We start from the raw sequence: 21471 nt of genomic DNA on the forward strand, positions 1-21471 counted from the left end.
ATGTTGTTCGGGGGACGATGAGGGTCGAGAGGCGACAACCATGAGAGAGCTGTTCCTCCTGGAACCAGCAGGAGACGAAGCAGGATGGCAGGAGCGCGCCCTGTGCGCGCAGACCGATCCCGAGGCGTTCTTCCCCGAGAAGGGCGGCTCGACGCGCGAGGCCAAGAAGGTCTGCCTCACGTGCGAGGTACGTGACGACTGCCTCGAGTCGGCGCTCATGAACGACGAGCGCTTCGGCATCTGGGGCGGGCTGTCCGAGCGGGAGCGACGCAAGCTGAAGAAGAAGGTCGTGTAGGGACCGGTCCACCACCGCCCCCACGACCCGGCACCACACGAGGGAGCCCCGACCAGCGCCGGTCGGGGCCCTCGTGGTTTTTGGGCCCGCCCCACCACCAGTACTGTCGTCGATCGTGTCTGCTCCGGTCGGGACCCCCGAGGTCGTCGTGCTGCTCGTCAGCCACGACGGCGCCCGCTGGCTGCCCGGCGTCGTCGAGGGCATCGCCGAGCAGGGCGCGCTGGTCAGCCGGGTCGTGGCCGTCGACACCGGCAGCCGCGACGAGAGCCGCGACCTCCTCGCGGCTGCGGGCCACGACGTCGTCGAGGCCACGTCGGGCGAGTCGTTCCCGCAGGCCGTCGCGCTCGGGCTGCGGCGCATCGCCGAGACCGTCCCCGCCGCCGAGTGGGTGTGGGTCCTGCACGACGACGCCCGCCCCGCGCCCGGCGCGCTCGCCGCACTGCTCGAGGCCGCGGCCCGTCGTCCCGACGTCGACCTGCTCGGCCCCAAGGTGCGCGAGTGGCCCTCGCTGCGCCGACTCGTCGAGGTCGGCGCCACCATCTCCGGCACCGGACGACGCGAGACCGGCCTCGAGCGTGGCGAGTACGACCAGGGCCAGCACGACGACGAGCGCGAGGTGCTCGCGGTCAGCTCGGCCGGGCTGCTCGTGCGCCGCCGGGTGCTCGAGGACCTCGGCGGGTTCGACGTCCGGTTGCCGATGTTCGGCAACGACGTCGACCTCGGCTGGCGCGCGGCGTCGGCGGGCCACACCACCCTCGTCGTGCCGCGGGCCGTCGTGTTCCACGCCGAGGCCGCCCACCGCGGCACCCGGCGCACCGCGCTGACCGGCCGCCACACCCACTACCAGGAGCGGCGCGCGGCGCTCTACACGCTGCTGGTCAACGGCCGCGCCGCCACGTTGCCCTGGCGGGTGCTGCGGCTCACGCTCGGCACGCTCGTGCGGATGGTCGGCTTCCTGCTGCTCCGCTCGCCCGGCGAGGCGCTCGACGACCTCGCCGCCCTCGTCACGGTCGTCTTCCGACCCGGTGCCGTGCGGGCCGGGCGCCGCGAACGACGTGAGCGGCTCGCGGCGCTGGGCCGGGCTCCCGACGGCGCACGGGTCAGGCGGCTGCTCGCCCCGCCGTGGTTGCCCTACCGCCACGGCCTCGACGTCGTCGGCGACGTTGTCTCGGCGCTCACCAGCCAGGCGGCCGACGTCGCCGAGCGCCGTCGCGAGGCCCAGGCCGAGCTCGACCCGTCGTCGCAGGCCGCCGCGCGCCTCCGCGCCGAGCGGGCCGCCCGCGAGGACGACGACGAGAGCGGCCTCGCCGACACCGGCGCCGTGGCCCGCTTCGTCACCAACCCGGTCGTGCTGCTGACGACGGTGATCGTCGTCGCGATGCTCGTGGCGGCGCGCACCGCCTTCGGCCAGGTCTCCGGCGGAGGTCTCTCGCCGGCCCCCGACACGGCGGGCGACTGGTGGTCGCTGCACCTCGACACCTGGCACCCGCTCGCGTTCGGCACCGACGTCCCGGCGCCGCCCTACGTCGCCGTGCTCGCGCCCATCGCCAGCATCGTCGGTCCCACCGCGACGATCGGCCTGCTGCTCGTGCTCGCCGCGCCCGTCGCGCTCTGGGGCGCGTTCCGGTTCCTGCGGGTGGCCGGCCGGCTCGTCAGCCCACTCGGTGCCCCGCGGCTCCTGCTGGTCGGCGGGGCGACCACCTACGCCCTCGCGCCCGTCGCAGCCGGGGCCTGGGGCGACGGCCGGCTCGGCCTGGTCGTCGCCGGGGCCCTGCTGCCGTGGCTCGCCCACGCCGCCCTCGGCTTCGCCGACCCCGAGCCCGACCGGCGCCGCCGCGCCGCGTGGCGCGTCGGCCTCCTGCTCGCGCTCGCGACCGCGTTCGCCCCGGTCGCCTGGCTCGTCGCCGTGGTGCTCGCGCTGCTCGTGCTGGGCGCCGGCGCCGCCGTGGCCCGGGGCGCCGTGCTCTCCCGCACCGTGTGGGGCCCGCCGGGCCTCGCGCTCGCCGTCCCCCTGGTGCTGACCGCGCCCTGGTGGGTCCCCGCGCTCGTCGGCGGGCACGCCGACATGCTGCTGCTCGAGTCGGGTCGGGTGCCCTCGGCCGACCTCGGTCCGTTCGACGTGCTGATCGGCCGCCTGGGCGCCGACGCCCCGGCCGCACCCGCGTGGGCCGGCGTCGTGCTGGTCGTGCTCGCCGTCCTGGCCCTGCTGCCGCGCGCCACCCGCATCCCGGTCACCCTGTGCTGGCTCGTCGTCGCGGCGGCGACGGCGGTCGCCGCGGTGCTCTCGCAGCTCACCCTCACCCTGCCCGCCACCGACGCCCCGGCCGGGCTCGGCGCACCGCTGCTCGTCGTCCAGGCCGCGCTGGTGACCGCCGTCGTGCTCGGCGGCCAGGGCGTCGTCCGAGCCCGGGTGGCCCCGCCCGTGCGGGTCGTGGCCGCCGTCGTCGCGGTCGGTGCGCTCGTCGTACCCGTGGCCGGCGCGGTGTGGTGGGCCACCGGCGACGACCGGCTGACCTCGGCCGACGACGCCGAGGTGCCCGCCTACATGCTGCAGCGCTCCGAGTCGGGCGCCGAGTACGGCGTGCTCGTCGTCCGCGGCACCGTCGACGACGGCTTCCGCTACACCGTGCGCCGCGGCGACGGGCGCACCGTCGGCGAGGACGAGGTCGTCAGCGTGACCGACGCCGACCCCGGCGTCACCGCCACCATCACCGAGCTGCTCTCGCGCCCGACGCCCGACACGATCGACGCCCTCGCCGGTCTCGGCATCGCCTACGTGCTGCTGCCCGACCCTGCCGACGGCTCGGTCTCCTCGACCCTCGACGCCGCGTCCGGGCTCGTGCAGGCCAGCTCGCAACCGGGCAGCCGCGCCTGGGAGGTCGACCGCGAGCTCGACGCCTCGCTCCTCGACGGCGACCCGTCGTGGCTGCGCATCGGCCTGCTGCTCGTGCAGGGCGTCGTGCTGCTGGTCGCGCTCGTACTCGCCGCCCCCACCCTCCGCGCCCCGAGGAGGGACGACGCATGAGCGAGACGCCCCACCCGCCCACCACCCCGGCCCGCGGCACCGCCCGCGTGGGCCGCTCCCGCTCCCGCTTCGACGCCACCCTCGTCGCCGCGGTCGTCGTGCCGCTGCTGGCCGTCGGGGCCTCTGCCCTCATCGACGTCGACACGCCCACCCGGGCCGGCGCGGCGCCGTCCGAGACCCCGCTGACGGAGTCGAGCATCGTCTGCCCCGGCGGTGGCGGCGAGGTGCTCGTCACCTCCACCTCGGGCGAGGGCGGCTCGGTCGACGTCCGCTCCGGCGGCACCGAGGAGCAGGCCGACCTGCGGCCCGGCCGCACCACCTCGGTCGACCTCGGCGAGCGCGCTGCCGTCGTCACCGGCCGCGACGAGCTCGCTCCGGGCCTGGTAGCGGGACGGTTCTCGACCCCGCTCGCCAGCTTCGACTGCCGCGCGCCCGTCTTCGACCAGTGGTTCACCGGCGTCGGCGCCGGGGCCCGGCACCGCTCGACCATCCAGCTGGTCAACCCCGACGAGGGCCGCGCCGTCGTCGACATCACCGTGCTCGGCGCCGACGGCGAGGTCGAGGCGCCGCTGCGCGGCGTGACGGTCGAGGGCGAGTCGACCCGCGCCGTCCCGCTGGCCGAGGTGCTGCCGCGCCGCGACGAGCTGACCGTGAGGGTGACCGTCGTCCGCGGCCGGATCGCCGCCTCCGTCCGCGACGCCTTCCGCGGCGTGGGCAACGCACGCAGCGGCGACGACGGCCTCGCCTCGCAGGCCGCGCCGCAGACCGGCAACCTGCTGCTCGGCGTGCCGACCGGCGCCGGCCCACGCAGCCTGGTGATCGCCAACCCGGGCACGTCGCAGGGGCGCGCGACGCTCCAGCTCGTCACCGGCGACGCGACCTTCGAGCCGCGTGACGTCGAGCCGATCGACCTGCCGCCCCGCAGCACCGTCGTGGTGCCGGTCGCCGGGCTGCTGCGGCGCGCGGGCGAGGGCGACGAGGCGCCCATCGGGCTCCAGGTCGACTCGACCGTGCCGACCACGGCGACGCTGTCGGTGTTCGTCGAGGGCGACCTCGCCACGGCCGTGCCCGCAGTGCCCCTCGAGGGCCCCGGAACCGCGATCCTGCCCGAGGGCTCGAAGCGCCTGCTGCTCGGCGACGCGGCCTCGCCCGGCGTCGTCACCGTCGCGGCCCGCTCCGGCGACGGCACCGCGCTCGAGGAGCAGCGGGTCGAGGTCGGCCCCGGCCGGGCTGCCTCGGTCGACCTGCCCGACGACGCCCGGCTGATCACGGTCACCCCGGCGCGCACCTCCGTCGCCGGCGTGGTCGCCGTCGTCGGCAGTGGCGGCGCGACGATCGTGCGACTGCGCGAGCCGGCCACCGGCGGGGTCGTGCCCGACGTCCGCGTCGGGGCTCCGTAGGACCCTCGCCGAGCGGCTACAGGCCCAGCGACGACAGGTCGGCGGGCAAGTCGGCGGGCAGGTGGGCCGTCGGGTGCTCGCAGACGTGGCCGACCACGCGCTGCGTCGGCAGTCGGACGTCGTCGGAGCCGTGACCGCCGAGCACGAGCACCCGCACCCCGGGCGGGGCGAAGGCCGAGACGTGCAGGGCCGAGTTCGCACCGGCGAGTACCGACGCCCCCGCCAGGAGGCGCACCAGCTCGGTGGCGCCGAGCGTGTCGGGCCGCACCACGTCGAACCCGGCCGCCTGCAGCGTGCGGTCGTGGTCGGTGTCGGCCGTGCCCGACGACAGCAGCACGCGCGGACCGTCGGGATCGAGCAGCGCGGGGCCGCCGGCCGCCGCGGCCACCCGTCGCCACACCACCCGGGCCTCGGGCCAGGCCCAGCCGTTGACGACGAGGCTGCGGCCCGGCACCAGCAGCCGGTCGGCGACCAGGACGTCGTCCTCGACGACCTCGACCGGCAGGCCGCCCCACCCGGCCAGGGCGAGCAGGTCGGACCGGACCTCGCCCACCCCGCGGAACGGGCCCGTCGCGGCGTGGAACACCAGGCCGCGCACCCCCGCCACCGCCGGGTCTCCGGCACCGCCGGCACCGTCGCAGTCGTCGGGCCACAGCGTCGTCAGGGTCTCGGTGACGAACGACCCGACCGGCTCGCTCCAGTGGCCGCCGTAGAGCCACGTGCCCTCGAGGCGGCGTGCGCCCGTCGCCAGCCGAGCCGGTACCCGCAGGGGGTCGGCCGGCGCCACCCGGGCGCCCTCGACGCCACCGATCGCCTGCGACGAGACCACGAGCCGGCCCTCGCCGTCGTGGACGGCGCCGCGGACCCACGCGGTCGGCTCGAGGATCGTGCGCAGCCGGCCGCGGCGCACCCGCGTGAGGATGGCACCGTCGACCACCTCGAGACCGGGCCGGCCCTCGACCGGGTCGTGCGGGAAGTCCGGCACGGCCCAGCCGGTCGACGTCTCAGTCGTCATCGTCGCCGACCCGCGGGTCGACCTCCTCGGGACTGATGCCGAGCAGCTCGGCGACCTGCTCGACCACGACGGTCAGCACCATCGCCTCGAGCTCGGACCGGCTCTCGCACCGGTGCTCGATTGGCCGCCGGAAGACCACCAGCCGGGTCGGCGTCGCGCCCGAGCCGCGCACCAACGACGACAGCGGCACCGTGCCCGAGCCCCAGTCGTCGGGCACCTGCGGGGCGTCCTCGACGGCGTACTCGACCAGCCCCAGGTGCTGCGACCAGCGGTCCTCGACCTCGGCGACGACGGTCAGCACCAGGTCGTCGAACCGGTCGCGCCGCGAGCGCGTCTCGGGCCGACCGGGCACCCGCGGCAGCACCGCAGGCCCCCGCATGCCCCGGTCCCGTCGATCACGCACCGCTGCCGCCCCCCACTCGTGTGCCGGTCACGTCCGCGAGCCTAGACAGGATCGGCACCCACGGCCGGTACCGTCGCCTCCGTGAGTCTCGCCCGGCGCTGTTCGCGTACCGCATGCGACCGCCCGGCGGTCCAGACGCTCACCTACGTCTACGCCGACCAGACCGCCGTCCTCGGCCCGCTGGCCACCTACGCCGAGCCGCACGCCTACGACCTGTGCGCCCTGCACGGCGAGAAGCTCTCGGCCCCGCGCGGCTGGGAGGTGCTGCGCCTCGCCAGCGACCTCACCGACCGCGGGCCCTCCGACGACGACCTGCTCGCCCTGGCCGACGCCGTCCGCGAGGCCGGGCGCCCGCTCGTGCGCAAGACGCCGCCGCCCGAGGAGACTGGCCGCGAGACCTCGCGGCGCGGCCACCTCCGGGTGCTGTCTACTGATTGAATGGCGCGAGCGGAGCTCGCGCGTGGCCCGCTGGTCTGTTGGCGCTCGCTTCGCTTCGCGCGTGGCGCGCCGCCTGAAGAGGCCGTCTCGGCACACGTCCGGCGCACGCCCTCCGCTCCTTCGTCGCTCCGGACGCACCCCGGACGCACCCCGGACGCGCACCGAGACGCCCTCGCGGCGCGCCGGGTCCGATGGCACTGTGCGCGCAATTGCGCTGCTGGTGCCGCTGGGTGGGTCTGAACGTGGCGCTGTGCGCGCAATTGCGCTGCTGGTGCCGCTGGGTGGGTCTGAACGTGGCGCTGTCCGCGCAATTGCGCTGGTAGTGCCGCTGGGTGGGTCCGAACGTGGCGCTGTGCGCGCGATTGCGCTGCTAGTACCACCTCGTACCCTGGCCGCGCCGTGAGGCTGAGTGCCACTACTGTTCGGCGCATGGCTCTCGACCCGGCGACCGTGCACGCCATCTTCAAGGCCTACGACGTCCGCGGCACCGTGCCCGACCAGCTCGACGACGAGCTGGCGCGGGCGACCGGGCGGGCGTTCGTGCAGGTGGTCGGGGCCCGCGAGGTCGTCGTCGGCTACGACATGCGGCCGAGCTCGCCCGGCATGGCCGGGGCCTTCGCCGACGGCGCCAGCAGCGCCGGCGCCGACGTCACGATGATCGGCCTGGCCTCCACCGACCAGCTCTACTTCGCCTCGGGACACCTCGGGCTGCCCGGCGCGATGTTCACCGCGAGCCACAACCCCGCGCAGTACAACGGCATCAAGATGTGCCGCTCGCACGCCCAGCCGATCGGGCTGCAGACCGGCCTCGCCGAGATCCGTGACCTTGTGCTCGCCGACGGCGCCGCCCCGGCCGAGCGCGTCGGCTCGATCACCGAGCACGACGTGCTCGAGGCCTACGCCGCGCACCTGCTGGCGCTCGCGCCCGTCGAGGGGCGCCGGCTCAAGGTCGTGGCCGACGCCGGCAACGGCATGGCCGGCCACACCGCGCCCGCGGTCTTCGGCCGCCTCGACGACGCCGTCGAGCTGGTCCCGCTCTACTTCGAGCTCGACGGCTCGTTCCCGAACCACGAGGCCAACCCGATCGAGGCCGAGAACCTGCGCGACCTGCAGGCCAGGGTGGTCGAGGTCGGCGCCGACATCGGCCTCGCCTTCGACGGCGACGCCGACCGCTGCTTCCTCGTCGACGAGCGCGGCGAAGCCGTCTCGCCCTCGACGCTCACGGCCCTCATCGCCGAGCGCGAGCTCGCCAAGGACCCCGGCGCCACCGTCATCCACAACCTCATCACCAGCCGTGCGGTGCCCGAGATCGTCACCGAGCTCGGTGGCCGTCCCGTGCGCACCCGGGTCGGCCACTCGTTCATCAAGGCCACGATGGCCGAGACCGACGCCATCTTCGGCGGCGAGCACAGCGGCCACTTCTACTTCCGCGACTTCTGGCGCGCCGACTCCGGCATGCTGGCCGCGCTGCACGCCCTCGCCGCGCTCGCCGAGCACGACGGCACCCTGAGCGACCTGCTCGCGCGCTACGAGCGCTACCCGCTCTCGGGCGAGATCAACAGCACGGTGGCCGACCAGGCCGCCGTCGTCGCCGCCATCGAGGCCACCTACGGCACCGTCGACGGCGTCACGCTGGACCACCTCGACGGTCTCACCGTCAGCCACGCCGACTGGCAGTTCAACGTGCGTGCGTCCAACACCGAGCCGCTGCTGCGGCTCAACGTCGAGGGCAAGGACGTCGCGACCATGGAGGCCAAGCGCGACGAGGTGCTGGCCCACATCAGAGGAGACAACTGACATGACTGACGCCACGACGCACGGCATCGACGAGGGCCTGCTCGAGATCATCGTCTGCCCCGACTGCCACGGCGACCTCGTCGTCACCCCGGCCGCCGGCGACGACGGCGGCGCCGAGCTCGTCTGCCAGGGCTGCGGCCTGGCCTACCCGGTGCGCGACGGCATCCCGGTGCTGCTCGTCGACGAGGCCCGCAAGCCGGCATGACCTGGTTCGACGAGTCCCGGCTCGACGACGAGATCGCGCTCGGCGCGGCCGACCTGCGGCTGCGCACGCTGGCCGAGTCGGGTGCCCGCGTGCGCCGCGAGGCCGGCGACGCCGCCGCCGCGACGGCCACGGCGCCCGAGTCGCGCCCCCGCGCGGTGATCGCGGCCGGTCCCGACTCCCGGCTTCTGCGCGCGGTCCTCGAGCCGTTCTGCCCGGTGCCGTTCGTCGCCTGGCCGGGCCCCGCGCTGCCGGGCTGGGCCGGCAGCCTCGACCTCGTCGTCGTCCTCGCCCCGGTCGGCTCCGACTCCGGCGCGGCGTCCGCGGTGGCCGAGGCGGTGCGGCGCGGCTGCCAGGTCGTCGTGGCCTGCCCGCCGGGCTCGATGGTCGCCGAGCACGCCGAGGGCCGCTACACCACCCTGCTGCCCACCACCACCGACGACCAGCTCGCCACGGCCGTGGTCATGCTCTCCTTCCTGCACCGCCTCGGCCTCGGTCCCGAGGCGCACGCCGACACCGTCGCCGAGGCCCTCGACGCCGTCGCGATCGCCTGCTCGCCGCACCGCGACATCTCGATCAACCCGGCCAAGATGCTCGCGATCGCGCTCGCCGACGCCAACCCCCTCGTCTGGGGCGGTTCGGTGCTGGCCGCCCGCGCCGCGCGCCGCGTCGCCGAGTCGATCCGCCGCTCCAGCGGGCGCACGGCGCTCGCCGGCGACGCCGAGCACCTGCTGCCGGTCATCGAGGCGGCTCGTCCCCGCGACGTCTTCGACGACCCCTTCGCCGACGACGGCGGCGAGCGGCGGCCGGTCCTCGTCGTCCTCGACGACGGCGCCGACGACCCCCTCGTGCGCGAGCAGCGCGGCCGGCTCCAGGCCGCGGCCGCCGAGCGCGGCGTGCGGGTGGAGCTGGTCACCGCCGAGGCCGGGGGAGAGGTGGCCCGCTACGCCTCCCTGCTGCTCACGGGCACCTACGCCGCCGAGTACCTGCGCCTCGGGCTGGTCGACTAGCCCTCAGTTTTCTCTCAGGCCGGGCTCCTAGCGTCGATCGGCGTGCCTGCCACCCGAGACCCCTGGTTCGACAACGCCAAGATGGCGTTGATGACGCTCGTGGTCCTCGGTCACGCCTGGAGCATCTGGCTGCCGGCCACGCCCGCCAACAGCTGGGCCTACGACTTCCTCTACGTGTGGCACATGCCGGCCTTCGTGCTGCTCAGCGGCTACTTCTCACGCTCGTTCGACTGGACGTCGCGTCGTCTGAAGCTGCTGGTCGGCTCACTGGTGGTGCCGTTCGTCCTCTACCAGGTCCTGCTGGTCCTGTTCCAGGTCGAGATCGGCTGGGGGACCCCCGAACATCCGTTCCTCGAGCCGCTGTGGCCGTTGTGGTACCTCGTGGCCCTCGTCGCGTGGCGGCTGGTGGCGCCGGTGTTCCGCATGGTGCCGCCGCATGTCGCGGTCGCGGCGGCTGTCGGCGTCAGCCTGCTCGGCGGCACGGTCGACACCCCCTACCTCGGCCTGTCGAAGGTGCTCGGGATGCTGCCGTTCTTCGTGATCGGCCTGGTCGCGACCCGCGAGCACGTCGAGCGTCTCCGAAGCCCGCAGGTGCAGCTGCTCGGGATCGGCGCCCTCCTCTCGACGCTGTGGTGGGTGCGTCACCTCGACTCGGGCACCACCATCTACTGGCTCCTGCACCGCCCCTACGCCCTCATCGGCGTCAGTGACACCGAGGGCGTCGTCACCCGCGCCGTCGTGCTGACCGTGTCGCTGGTGTGTGCCCTCGCCGCGCTGTCCCTCGTCCCGGGCCGCGAGGGCACGTGGACGCGCATGGGGACGGCGACCATGACCGTCCTCCTCGGCCACGCGTTCGTCGTCCGGGGGGCCGAGGCGCGGGGCCTGTTCGACTGGACCGACACGCACGAGTCCCTGGGCCGGGTCGTCGTGGTCGCCGTGGCCGTCGGGTTGTCGGCGTTCCTCGCCTCGCAGCGCGTCGAGCGGTGCCTCGCCCCGGTGACCGACCCGGTGGGCTGGTGGCGTGCCCGGCGGTCGACCACGCCCGCGGTCGACCGCGAGCGCGTATCGCAGCCGGCCACCCGCTGACGGCGCCGGCCATGCCCTAGCCTTCCGCCATGAGCGCTGGCCTCTTCGGACTCCTCGACGACATCGCCGCGATCGCGCGCATCGCGGCGGCCTCGATCGACGACGTCGGCGCGGCCGCGGGACGGGCGGGCGTGAAGGCCGCGGGCGTCGTCGTCGACGACACCGCCGTAACCCCGCAGTACGTCCAGGGGGTCGCGGCCCAGCGCGAGCTGCCGATCATCAAGCAGATCGCCATCGGCTCGCTGCGCAACAAGCTCGTCTTCATCCTCCCGGCGGCGCTGCTGCTCAGCCAGTTCGCACCCGACTGGGTGCTGCCGCTGATCCTCGTCTTCGGCGGCGGGTTCCTGGCCTACGAGGGCGCGCACAAGGTCTGGGAGAAGGTCAGCGGTCACCACCCGCCGGCCGAGAAGACCGCCGGCGAGATCAGCCCCGAGCAGGAGAAGACGATGATCGCCGGCGCCGTGCGCACCGACTTCATCCTCTCCGCCGAGATCATGGTGATCTCCCTCAACGAGGTGAAGGAGGAGGCCTTCCTGGTCCGCGCGGCCACCCTCGGCGTCGTGGCGGTCGCCATCACCGCCCTGGTCTACGGCGTCGTCGCGCTCATCGTGCGCATGGACGACGCCGGCCTGGCCCTGGCCCAGAAGGAGTCCCCGCTCGCGAAGAAGGTCGGGCTCGGGCTGGTCCGCGGCATGCCCGGCCTGCTCACCGCCATCGCCGTCGTCGGCACCGCGGCCATGCTCTGGGTCGGCGGACACATCCTGATGCTCCAGTTCCACGAGCTCGCCGTCCAGGACTTCGTGCTCGGCTGGAACGGGCCCTACGAGCTCGTCCACCACCTCGAGGAGGAGGCCGCGCACGCCCTCGAGGCGATCGGCGGCGTCGTCGGTTGGCTGGTCAACACCGCGCTCTCCGCGGTCATCGGCATCGTCGTCGGCGGCCTCGTGCTGGCCGTCGTCCACCTCGTGCCGAAGCGCGACGGAGCCGCCGCCGCGCACTGAGCGGGCCCTCCCGAGGATTCATCGATCGCCCGCGGGCTGTCCTACGCTGCCAATGTCGCGTGGGAGATCCCGACGGCGCGCAGATGCGCGGCGCAGACGCAGTCGCAACCTCTTCTGGAGATGACGATGGACTACAAGGTCGCCGACCTTTCCCTGGCCGACTACGGCCGCACCGAGATCCTGCTCGCCGAGCACGAGATGCCCGGCCTCATGGCGATGCGCGAGCGCTTCGGCGACGCCAAGCCCCTCGCCGGCGCCCGCATCGTCGGCTCGCTGCACATGACGATCCAGACCGCGGTGCTCATCGAGACGCTCACCGCGCTCGGCGCCGACGTCCGCTGGGCCTCGTGCAACATCTTCTCGACCCAGGACCACGCGGCCGCCGCGGTCGTCGTCGGCCCGAACGGCACCGTCGACGACCCGCAGGGCGTCCCGGTCTTCGCCTGGAAGGGCGAGACCCTGGAGGAGTACTGGTGGTGCACCCAGCAGATCCTCGACTGGGGCGACGAGACCCCCAACATGATCCTCGACGACGGCGGCGACGCCACCCTCCTGGTCCACCTCGGCGTCCAGGCCGAGAAGACCGGCCAGGCTCCCGACCCGGCGACCGCCACCTCCGGTGAGCAGCGGATCATCTTCGAGGTCCTCAACGAGGTCCTCGCGAGCAAGCCGAACCACTGGACGCCGATCGCCAACTCGGTCAAGGGCGTCACCGAGGAGACCACCACCGGCGTGCACCGTCTCTACGAGATGATGCGCGAGGGCACGCTGCTCTTCCCGGCCATCAACGTCAACGACTCGGTCACCAAGTCGAAGTTCGACAACAAGTACGGCTGCCGCCACTCGCTCATCGACGGCATCAACCGCGCCACCGACGTCCTCATCGGCGGCAAGGTCGCGGTCGTCGCCGGCTACGGCGACGTCGGCAAGGGCTGCGCCGAGTCGCTGCGCGGCCAGGGCGCGCGCGTCATCGTCACCGAGATCGACCCGATCTGCGCCCTGCAGGCCTCGATGGACGGCTACCAGGTCACCACCCTCGAGGACGCCCTCCCGGTGGCCGACATCATCATCACCTCGACCGGCAACAAGGACGTCGTCACCGTCGACCACATGCGGGCGATGAAGCACAACGCGATCGTCGGCAACATCGGCCACTTCGACAACGAGATCGACATGGCCGGCCTCGAGGCCGACGGCGTCGCCACCCGCAAGAACGTCAAGCCGCAGGTCGACCTGTGGACGTTCAACGAGGGCGAGGGCGCCGGCAAGTCGATCATCGTGCTGTCCGAGGGTCGTCTGATGAACCTCGGCAACGCGACGGGCCACCCGTCGTTCGTGATGTCGAACTCGTTCACCAACCAGGTGCTCGCGCAGATCGAGATCTTCACCAAGACCGAGGAGTACCCGGTCGGCGTCTACGTGCTGCCCAAGCACCTCGACGAGGAGGTCGCCCGCCTCCACCTCGACGCGCTCGGCGTCAAGCTCACCACGCTGACCGAGTCGCAGGCCTCCTACCTCGGCCTCGCCGTCGAGGGCCCGTACAAGCCCGAGGCCTACCGCTACTGACGGCTCAGCCCTCACAGCGGCACATCGACGCCGCCGCGTCCCCTCGGGGCGTGGCGGCGTCGTCGTCCCCGGACCGCTCCGCGCGCCGGTCGGGCGTCTGGCGCCACCTGCCAGAATGGGTGACATGACCGAGACGGCGGCCGAGACGGCCGGGCACGCGCGTGTGCTCGTCGTCGACGACGACGCCGCCCTGGCCGAGATGCTCTCGATCGTGCTCCGCCAGGAGGGGTTCGACTCCCGCACCGTAGGGCGCGGCGACCTCGCGCTCGACGCCGTCCGCGACTACCGGCCCGATGTCGTCCTGCTCGACCTCATGCTGCCCGGGCGCGACGGCATCGACGTGTGCAAGGAGATCCGCGGCGAGTCGGGCGTGCCGATCGTCATGCTCACCGCCAAGGGCGACACCGTCGACATCGTCGTCGGGCTCGAGTCCGGGGCCGACGACTACGTCGTCAAGCCGTTCAAGCCCAAGGAGCTCGTCGCCCGCATCCGCGCGCGGGTACGACGCATCGAGCCGCCCGAGGCCGCGCAGGAGACCCTGAGCATCGGCGACCTCGAGATCGACGTCGACGGCCACGCCGTCACCCGGGGCGGCCAGGCCATCGGGCTCACGCCGCTCGAGTTCGACCTGCTGCTGTGCCTGGCGCGCAAGCCGTGGCAGGTCTTCACCCGCGAGATGCTGCTCGAGACCGTGTGGGGCTACCGGCACGCCGCCGACACCCGGCTGGTCAACGTGCACGTCCAGCGGCTGCGCTCGAAGGTCGAGCACGATCCCGAGCACCCCGAGATCGTGGTGACGGTCCGCGGCGTCGGCTACAAGGCCGGCAAGGGCTCCTGAGCCCGCCGTGCCTCCGGTCCTGACCCGCGCGCGACGGCCCGCGGCCTCGTCGTCCCGACGCGGTCACCTGCGGCGCGCGCTGACCTTCTGGAGGCGTTCCACCCAGGCACGGGTCGTGGCGAGCACGCTGGTGCTGTCCACGGTCGTGATCGGGGTCGTCGGCTGGTACCTCCTCCGCTCCACGCGTGACGGCCTGCTCGACTCCCGCGTCGAGACCGTCACCGCCGAGGCCGCTCTCGAGACCCAGAAGGCCCGCCAGGACCTCGCGAGTGCGTCGGCGATCGAGTCCGACGTCTCGGCGCAGCTGCGCCAGCTCGCCGACTCGATCATCGAGCGCACCAGCTCCCGCGGCTACGCCGTCGTCGTGGCCGGCCCGGTCGACGACGCCGGCGGCCTCGGCGACGGCCTGGCCAGCTCGACGGCGGGTCTCGACCTCGCCAGCGTGCCCGACGACCTGCAGCGCAGCCTCGAGACCGTCGGCGCCGAGCCGGCCTGGACCTACACCGAGCTGCGCTACGACAGTCGCCTCGATGAGCCCGCCCGGGCGGCGATCGTCGTCGGCTCGCAGGTGCGGCTGCCGGCCGACGGCCGCGCCTACGGTCTCTACCTCATCTACCCCCTCGACGAGGAGCAGCAGACGCTCGCGCTCGTGACCCGCGCGCTGCTCACGGCCGCCGGGCTCCTGCTCGTGCTCGTCGTCGGCCTGACCTGGCTCGTCACCCGCCAGGTCGTGACCCCGGTGCGCATGGCCCGGCAGGTGGCCGAGCGGCTCGCGGCCGGGCGGTTGCAGGAGCGCGTGCGGGTCCGGGGCGAGGACGACCTCGCCCGGCTCGCGACGTCGTTCAACCAGATGGCCAGCAACCTGCAGCGCCAGATCCGCCAGCTCGAGGACCTCAGCCGGGTCCAGCGCCGCTTCGTCTCCGACGTCTCGCACGAGCTGCGCACGCCCCTCACCACCGTCCGCATGGCCGGCGACGTGCTCCACGACGCGCGCGAGCGGTTCGACCCGGCCACGGCCCGCGCCGCCGAGCTGCTGCAGACCGAGCTCGACCGGTTCGAGACCCTGCTCGCCGACCTGCTCGAGATCAGTCGCTTCGACGCCGGCGCGGCCGTGCTCGACCTCGAGGACGTGAACCTCGGCGACGTCGTCCGTCGCGTCGTCGACTCCACCCGCGCCCTGGCCGACCAGCGCGGCGTCCAGATCGCCATCCACGACGCCGACCGGCCCTGCCTGGCCGAGGCCGACGCCCGGCGGGTCGAGCGCATCGTGCGCAACCTGGTCACCAACGCGATCGACCACGCCGCCGTCGGCGGGCGGCAGCCCGGCATCGTGATCCTGCTGGCCGCCGACGACGACGCCTCCGCGGTCGCCGTCCGCGACTACGGCGTCGGGCTCGAGCCGGGCGACTCCTCGATGGTCTTCAACCGCTTCTGGCGCGCCGACCCGGCGCGGGCGCGCACCAGCGGCGGCACCGGTCTCGGGCTCTCGATCTCGCTCGAGGACACCCACCTGCACGGGGGCTGGCTGCAGGCCTGGGGCCGTCCCGGCGACGGCGCGCAGTTCCGGCTGACCCTGCCCCGGCGCGCCGGGTTCGCCCTGCGGCGCAGCCCGCTGCCGCTGCAGCCCGACGACGCCGACCGCGGCCGCCAGGAGGTCGCCCCGTGAGCCCCGTCGTGCGGGCCCTCCTCGCGGCGCTGGCCCTCGCCCTCACGCTCGGCGGGTGCGCCGGCGTCCCGACGTCGGGGCCGGTCGTCGCGGCCGGGTCGGAGTCGACCATCGCCGACGACACCGCCAACGACGTCAACCCCGACCCGCCCAGCCGCGGCATGACCGAGTCGCAGGTCGTCGAGGGCTTCCTCGACGCGATGATGGCCTCGCCGATCGACTTCGACGTGGCGCGGCAGTACCTGACCACCGCCGCTGCCGACCGGTGGCGGCCGGAGCAGGAGATGATCACCTACGACCAGGTCGACACGGTCGAGGACTCCCGGCGGGTGCTGGTCACCCTCGACGACGCCCAACGGCTGAGCAGCACCGGTGCCTGGCTCGGCCGCCTCCGCGAGACCGAGCAGACCATCGAGCTGCGCCTGGTCTACGACGACGGCAACTACCGCATCACCAACCCGCCCGACGCGCACCTGGTGCCCGTCAACTGGTTCACCCAGCGCTACCGCCAGGCCTCGCTCTACTTCTTCGACCCCACCGGCTCGATCCTGGTCCCGCAGCCGGTGTTCGTGCCCGAGGGCACGACGCTCGGGCGGAGCCTCATCGACGGTCTGGTGGCCGGGCCCGGGCCGGGCCTCGCGACGGTCGTGCGCAGCTACCTGCCGGTCGGCGTCACCGCCGACGTGCGCGTGGTCGGCTCGGTCGCGTTGGTCGACCTCGAGGCCTCGGCGACCGTCACCCCCGGCTACAGCACGCCGACCACGCAGCGCATGCTCGCCCAGCTGGCCGAGACCCTCGGTGAGGACCCCACGATCCGCTCGCTGCGCGTCACGCTCGCCGGGACGCCGATCATCACCGCCGACGGCAGCGCGGAGTATGCCGTCGGCGCGGCGGCCGGCGTCGGCCCCAACGGCGCCGACCCCGACACCGGGCTCTACGCCGTCCGCGATGGCGTGCTGGCCCGCCGCGACGGCCGCGAGCTCGTCCCGGTCGCCGGCGCCTTCGGCAGCGGCCGTACCCGGGTCGGCCTCGCCGCGGTCGACCTCTCCGGCTCCCGGGCGGCCGGGGTGGGGCTGCGCGGGCGGAACCTGCTGCTCGCCGACCTCGCCGACCCGGCCGACGGCACGGAGGCGACGGCAACGCAGGTGCTGCAGGGGGAGCGGCTGCTCAAGCCCGAGTGGGACTTCGCCGAGCGGCTGTGGGTGGTCGACCGCACGCGGTCCGGCGCGGTCGTGCGGGTCGTGCGCGGCCGGCAGGTGCGCGAGGTCGACGTGCCCGGGGTGAGCGGTCAGGACGTCCGCTCGTTCCTGGTCTCGCGTGACGGCACCCGGTTCCTGGCCGTCGTGGCCTCCGGCGACGGCGACACCGTGCGCGTCGGCCGCGTCGAGAGCGACCCGGAGGGAGCCGTCGTCTCGGTGCGGGCCACGGAGGTGCTCGTCCCCGCGACGAGCGGTCAGGCGATCGACGACATCGCCTGGGCCAGCCCGACGTCGGTCACGCTGCTCTCGACCGTCGACCCCAGCTTCTCCGAGGTGCGCACCATCGGCGTCGACGGCGCCTCCGGCACCGAGGACGACGTGCGCCCCGTCGCCGGCCCGCTGCTCGGCCTGGTCGGCTCCCCGCTCCCGGACCTGCCGACCTACGGCATCACCTCGACCGGGCTGCTCGACCTCGTCGACTACGACCCCGTCGACTTCGCCGGTGGCCCGCCCCAGGCCGTCGACTACGCCGGCTGACGGCCGGCCGGTCCTCCACAAGAAGGCCCGCCGTGGTGGCGCGCGGACGCCGCGCCTGGTGCCATGGTGGCGTGGGCGGGGGAGACGGGTCGCTCGGCGACGCCGCGGCCGACCTGCTCCTGGGCGGCACGTGCCTCGGCTGCGCCCGGCCGGGCCGGCTGCTGTGCCCGCCGTGCGAGGCGGCGCTGCCGACGACGCCCTTCCCGGTGGCCGGGAGCGCCGCGTGGGCCGCAGCGTCCTACGAGTCCGTCGTCCGGGCGTTGGTCGTCGGGCACAAGGAGCGCCGGCTCCTCGCGCTGACGCCGGTCCTCGGGGCGCTGCTGGCGCGGGCCGTCGCCGCGGCCCTCGACGACGCCCGGGTGCCTCCCGGCGACGCCGTGCTCCTCGTGCCGGTGCCGTCGCGGCCCTCGGCGGTGCGCTCCCGCGGACACGACCCGACCCTCGCGATGCTGCGCGTCGCGGCCCGGTCGCTGGGGGGCGGCGTCCGGGCGCAGCCGCTGCTGCGCACCCGCGTCGGCGTCGTCGACCAGTCCGGGCTCGACGTCTCCGCCCGACGGGCCAACCTGGCCGGGTCGATGGCGGTGTCCGCGCGGGCGTTGCGGAGGGCCGCGCGGGGCGTCGGCGCGGTGCACGTGGTGGTGTGCGACGACGTCGTCACCACCGGCAGCACGCTCGCCGAGGCGCGCCGGGCCCTGGCCGCCGTCGGGGTCACCGCGGTGGCGGCGGCGACCGTCGCGGCGACCCCGCTGCGCCACCGTGCCGTTCACAGCGATTCATCAGACCCGGAGGTTCCGTGGGTGGACCGCACCGACTAACGTCGGTGCATGGAGTCCGTCCGGGTCCGTGGTTGCGCCGTTCCGGGTGCACGTCCGGAGCGGCAAGCCGATGCCAGTCGCAGGCGAAACGGCCCACGTAACCCGCGTGCTGCGCGGGGATCACGGTGCGGCTTAGTCGTAAGTCCTGCCCCGTCCCGGCCGTCAGATGCGGCCAGCCCCTCGGGGTGGCGGGAGAAGGCCAGTAGTGGCACTGAGCTGCGACCGTCTCAGCAGGCGATTGTGGGGACGAAGACCAGGTCGGCCGGACGGACTCCTCAGGCCGCGCACCCCCACGCGCGCCTGCAGCAACCAATCGCTAGCGGGAGGTTCACCGATGGAAGTTGTCGTCACCGGTCGTCACTGTGAGATCACGGACTCGTTCCGGGGTCACTGCGACGAGAAGTTGTCCAAGCTCGAGAAGCACGACCACCGGATCATGCGGGTCCACGTGGAGGTCGACTGCGAGCCCAACCCGCGCCAGCACGACAAGTCCATCCACGTCCAGCTCACCGCGTTCAGCAAGGGCCCGGTGATCCGCGCCGAGGCCGCCGCCGACCACCAGATGGGCGCTCTCGACCTCGCCCTCGACAAGATGGCCTCCCAGATGCGCAAGGCCGCCGACCGCCGTCGCGTGCACCGCGGACGCCGCACGCCGGTCTCGGTCGGGCAGGCGCTCGCCGCGGTGGAGGTCGACCTGACCGACGACACCGCGTCGACCGATGGCGGCGGCGAGGGCCTCGAGCGGTCGGTCGGCCCGATCGACGTCGTCGGCGACGGGCCGCTCGTCGTCCGCGAGAAGACCCACCCGGCGGCCCCGATGACGCTCGACCAGGCCATGTACGAGATGGAGCTCGTGGGCCACGACTTCTACCTGTTCGTCGACAAGGAGAGCGAGCGTCCCTCGGTCGTCTACCGCCGTCGCGGCTACGACTACGGCGTGATCTCGCTCGACGTCGACACCGAGGAGTAGCAGCTCGCCGACGGTCCGGGGTCCCGCCACGGGACCCCGGATCGTGCGTTGTGACAAGATCGGTGCGTGGCAGACGCTGTGGGGCAGTCGGACGCATCCGGACGAGAGCCGATCCGAGTGCTGGTGGTCGACGACCAGCAGCTCTTCCGGCGTGGTCTGACGATGCTGCTCGCCGTCGAGCCGGGGCTCGAGGTGGTCGGTGAGGCCGGCGACGGTGCCGAGGGCATCACGCTCGCCGAGAGCGCCGCCCCCGATGTCGTGCTGCTCGACGTGCGCATGCCGAAGAAGTCCGGCATCGAGGCGTGCCTGGCCATCAAGCAGTCCGTGCCCTCGGCCAAGATCATCATGCTCACCGTCTCCGACGAGGAGGCCGACCTCTACGAGGCCGTCAAGAGCGGGGCCTCGGGCTACCTGCTCAAGGACTCCTCGATCGAGGAGGTCGCCCAGGCCATCCGCGTCGTCGCCGACGGCCAGTCGCTCATCAGCCCGTCGATGGCGATCAAGCTCATCGACGAGTTCAAGCAGATGTCGAAGCCCGAGCGCGAGACCGGCCCCGCGCTGCGCCTCACCGAGCGCGAGCTCGACGTGCTGCGCCTCGTCGCGCAGGGCCACTCCAACAAGGAGATCGCGGCCCGGCTCTTCATCTCCGAGAACACGGTGAAGAACCACGTGCGCAACATGCTCGAGAAGCTGCAGCTGCACTCGCGCATGGAGGCCGTCATGTACGCCGTCCGCGAGAACCTGCTGGAACTGCCCTAACTGGATGGCGTCTTACGGGCGCCTGTCCCGGCGGGGCCGCCCAGCCTGGTGCTCGCTGCCGCGATTGCGGCGTCGGCCCCGACCCGCTCAGAAGGCGCCCGACGACGCGTGCGCCGTGTGGTCCGGTGTTGCTGTGGTCGGGGCGCCTTCGGGCGGTACCGGTCTCGATCAGCGTGCTCGGTCCGGTCGGCTGTCCGTGGTCTGGGGTAGACCTGACTTGTGCCTCGTCCTCAGTCCCTCAGCGTTGCCCAGGCCCGTCGCATCGCGCTGGCCGCGCAGGGCTTCCTCGACAAGCCGCACGAGCCCCCGACGATGCGCACGCTCGCGCGTACCGTCGAGCGCACGGGGGTGCTGCAGGTCGACTCGGTCAACGTCTTCGCCCGCGCCCACCTGATGCCGCTCTACGCGCGCATGGGGCCCTACGACACCGACCTGCTCGAACGGGCCGGCACCGGACGCCGGCAGCGTCGCCTCGTGGAGTACTGGGCACACGTGCAGGCCTTCATGCCGGTCGAGCTGTGGCCGGCGATGGCCCACCGGCGCGAGCACCACCACGCGCGCCGGGGCAAGTGGTCCTTCGTCGCCGCCGACGACGCCCTCGAGGCCCGGCTGCTCGCCGAGATCGCTGAGCGCGGGCCGTCGACCGCGCGCCAGCTCGACGACGGTCTGCCGCGCAGCAGGGACAACTGGGGCTGGAACTGGTCGCGCACGCGCCGGATGCTCGACTACCTCTGCTCGGCCGGGGAGGTGGTCGTCGCCGGGCGCAACAGCCAGTTCGAGATCCACTACGGGCTGCCCGAGCAGGTGCTGCCCGACGCCGTCCTCGCCGCACCCACGCCGCCGGTGGCCGACCAGCACCTCGAGCTGGTGCGCCGCGCGGCCCGGTCGCACGGCGTCGCCACCGTCCCGTGCCTGGCCGACTACTACCGCATGAGCACCGCCGACACCGCCGCCGCGGTCGCGGTCCTCGTCGAGGCCGGCGAGCTCGAGCCGGTGACCGTCGAGGGGTGGCGGCGCCCCGCGTTCCTGCACCGCGAGGCCCGTCGTCCGCGCGCGGTGGCCGCCCGCACGCTGCTCAGCCCCTTCGACCCCGTCGTGTGGCACCGCGAGCGCGCCGAGCACCTGTTCGACTTCCACTACCGCATCGAGATCTACACCCCGGCCGAGAAGCGGCTCTACGGCTACTACGTGCTGCCGTTCCTCCTGCGCGACGAGCTCGTCGGCCGGGTCGACCTCAAGGCCGACCGGGCCACCCGCCGGCTGCTGGTCAAGGGCGCCTACGCCGAGGACGGCGCCCCCGACGACGTCGCCGGCCAGCTCGCCGCCGAGCTGCACCGCGCGGCGTCCTGGCTCGGGCTCGACGAGGTCGTCGTCGAGCCACGCGGCGACCTCGCCGGCCCGCTCGCCGCCGAGGAACGGATCTTCGCGGGCGCTCGTTAGGATGGTCGG

General features: G+C 73.9%; 19 protein-coding genes. 17 read left to right on the forward strand and 2 right to left on the reverse strand.

The features are described from left to right. Nucleotides 1-40: 40 nt before the first annotated feature. The 3 genes from ABFT23_RS20820 (at nt 41) to ABFT23_RS20830 (ending at nt 4720) form a co-directional block, all read left to right on the forward strand. Nucleotides 41-295 carry a WhiB family transcriptional regulator gene (locus ABFT23_RS20820; protein WP_139978190.1) on the forward strand — a complete coding sequence of 85 codons (255 nt, stop codon included), beginning with the start codon at nt 41-43 and terminating at the stop codon, nt 293-295. Nucleotides 296-410: 115 nt separating this feature from the next. Then, on the forward strand, nt 411-3320 hold the full coding sequence (locus ABFT23_RS20825) for a glycosyltransferase family 2 protein (RefSeq protein WP_347898716.1): 2910 nt from the start codon (nt 411-413) through the stop codon (nt 3318-3320). Continuing rightward, nucleotides 3317-4720 (forward strand): DUF5719 family protein, encoded by a 1404-nt coding sequence (locus ABFT23_RS20830; RefSeq protein WP_347898718.1) that lies wholly within the window; start codon nt 3317-3319, stop codon nt 4718-4720. The genes ABFT23_RS20825 and ABFT23_RS20830 overlap by 4 nt, the downstream gene beginning before the upstream one ends. Nucleotides 4721-4736: 16 nt before the next feature. On the opposite strand, the gene ABFT23_RS20835 is transcribed toward ABFT23_RS20830, so the two are convergent. Both ABFT23_RS20835 and ABFT23_RS20840 read right to left on the reverse strand, forming a co-directional pair. Further along, on the reverse strand, nt 4737-5735 hold the full coding sequence (locus ABFT23_RS20835; RefSeq protein ID WP_347898720.1) for a glycosyltransferase family 61 protein: 999 nt from the start codon (nt 5733-5735) through the stop codon (nt 4737-4739). Then, entirely contained in the window at nt 5725-6114 is a 390-nt protein-coding gene (locus ABFT23_RS20840) for a metallopeptidase family protein (RefSeq protein WP_347898722.1), read from the reverse strand. The genes ABFT23_RS20835 and ABFT23_RS20840 overlap by 11 nt, the downstream gene beginning before the upstream one ends. A 105-nt stretch (nt 6115-6219) precedes the next feature. On the opposite strand from ABFT23_RS20840, the gene ABFT23_RS20845 reads away from it, so the two are divergent. The 14 genes from ABFT23_RS20845 (at nt 6220) to ABFT23_RS20910 (ending at nt 21462) form a co-directional block, all read left to right on the forward strand. Further along, on the forward strand, nt 6220-6576 hold the full coding sequence (locus ABFT23_RS20845) for a DUF3499 domain-containing protein (RefSeq protein ID WP_347898724.1): 357 nt from the start codon (nt 6220-6222) through the stop codon (nt 6574-6576). A 429-nt stretch (nt 6577-7005) separates the two neighbouring features. Beyond that, on the forward strand, nt 7006-8373 hold the full coding sequence (locus ABFT23_RS20850; RefSeq protein WP_347898726.1) for a phosphomannomutase/phosphoglucomutase: 1368 nt from the start codon (nt 7006-7008) through the stop codon (nt 8371-8373). 1 nt (nt 8374) lies between these two features. Further along, nucleotides 8375-8578 (forward strand): Trm112 family protein, encoded by a 204-nt coding sequence (locus ABFT23_RS20855; protein ID WP_457623831.1) that lies wholly within the window; start codon nt 8375-8377, stop codon nt 8576-8578. Beyond that, complete coding sequence (locus ABFT23_RS20860) at nt 8575-9585, forward strand: SIS domain-containing protein (RefSeq protein ID WP_347898728.1); 1011 nt, start codon at nt 8575-8577, stop codon at nt 9583-9585. The genes ABFT23_RS20855 and ABFT23_RS20860 overlap by 4 nt, the downstream gene beginning before the upstream one ends. Nucleotides 9586-9627: 42 nt before the next feature. After that, nucleotides 9628-10671, forward strand: coding sequence for an acyltransferase family protein (locus ABFT23_RS20865; RefSeq protein ID WP_347898730.1), 1044 nt, complete (start codon nt 9628-9630; stop codon nt 10669-10671). Nucleotides 10672-10700: 29 nt separating this feature from the next. Beyond that, nucleotides 10701-11672 (forward strand): DUF808 domain-containing protein, encoded by a 972-nt coding sequence (locus ABFT23_RS20870; RefSeq protein ID WP_347898732.1) that lies wholly within the window; start codon nt 10701-10703, stop codon nt 11670-11672. 120 nt (nt 11673-11792) lie between these two features. Further along, nucleotides 11793-13238 (forward strand): adenosylhomocysteinase, encoded by a 1446-nt coding sequence (gene ahcY, locus ABFT23_RS20875; RefSeq protein ID WP_347898734.1) that lies wholly within the window; start codon nt 11793-11795, stop codon nt 13236-13238. Nucleotides 13239-13362: 124 nt separating this feature from the next. Then, nucleotides 13363-14076, forward strand: a complete 714-nt coding sequence (gene mtrA / locus ABFT23_RS20880) for an MtrAB system response regulator MtrA (protein ID WP_347898736.1) — start codon at nt 13363-13365, stop codon at nt 14074-14076. A 7-nt stretch (nt 14077-14083) separates the two neighbouring features. Further along, entirely contained in the window at nt 14084-15742 is a 1659-nt protein-coding gene (gene mtrB / locus ABFT23_RS20885) for an MtrAB system histidine kinase MtrB (protein WP_347898738.1), read from the forward strand. Beyond that, nucleotides 15739-17478 (forward strand): LpqB family beta-propeller domain-containing protein, encoded by a 1740-nt coding sequence (locus tag ABFT23_RS20890; RefSeq protein ID WP_347898740.1) that lies wholly within the window; start codon nt 15739-15741, stop codon nt 17476-17478. Before mtrB ends, ABFT23_RS20890 begins: the two co-directional genes overlap by 4 nt. 71 nt (nt 17479-17549) lie before the next feature. Continuing rightward, nucleotides 17550-18293: a ComF family protein gene (locus tag ABFT23_RS20895; protein ID WP_347898742.1), complete on the forward strand. Its 744-nt coding sequence runs from the start codon at nt 17550-17552 to the stop codon at nt 18291-18293. Nucleotides 18294-18627: 334 nt separating this feature from the next. Further along, a complete protein-coding gene (gene hpf / locus ABFT23_RS20900; RefSeq protein WP_347898744.1) occupies nt 18628-19263 on the forward strand; it encodes a ribosome hibernation-promoting factor, HPF/YfiA family in 636 nt (211 codons plus the stop codon). Between the two features lie 66 nt (nt 19264-19329). Continuing rightward, nucleotides 19330-20022 (forward strand): response regulator transcription factor, encoded by a 693-nt coding sequence (locus ABFT23_RS20905; RefSeq protein WP_347898746.1) that lies wholly within the window; start codon nt 19330-19332, stop codon nt 20020-20022. 219 nt (nt 20023-20241) lie between these two features. After that, on the forward strand, nt 20242-21462 hold the full coding sequence (locus ABFT23_RS20910) for a winged helix-turn-helix domain-containing protein (RefSeq protein ID WP_347898748.1): 1221 nt from the start codon (nt 20242-20244) through the stop codon (nt 21460-21462). Nucleotides 21463-21471 lie beyond the last annotated feature (9 nt).

Origin of the sequence: Nocardioides secundeburneus, from assembly GCF_039939255.1 — a bacterium.
Taxonomy (GTDB): Bacteria; Actinomycetota; Actinomycetes; order Propionibacteriales; family Nocardioidaceae; genus Nocardioides.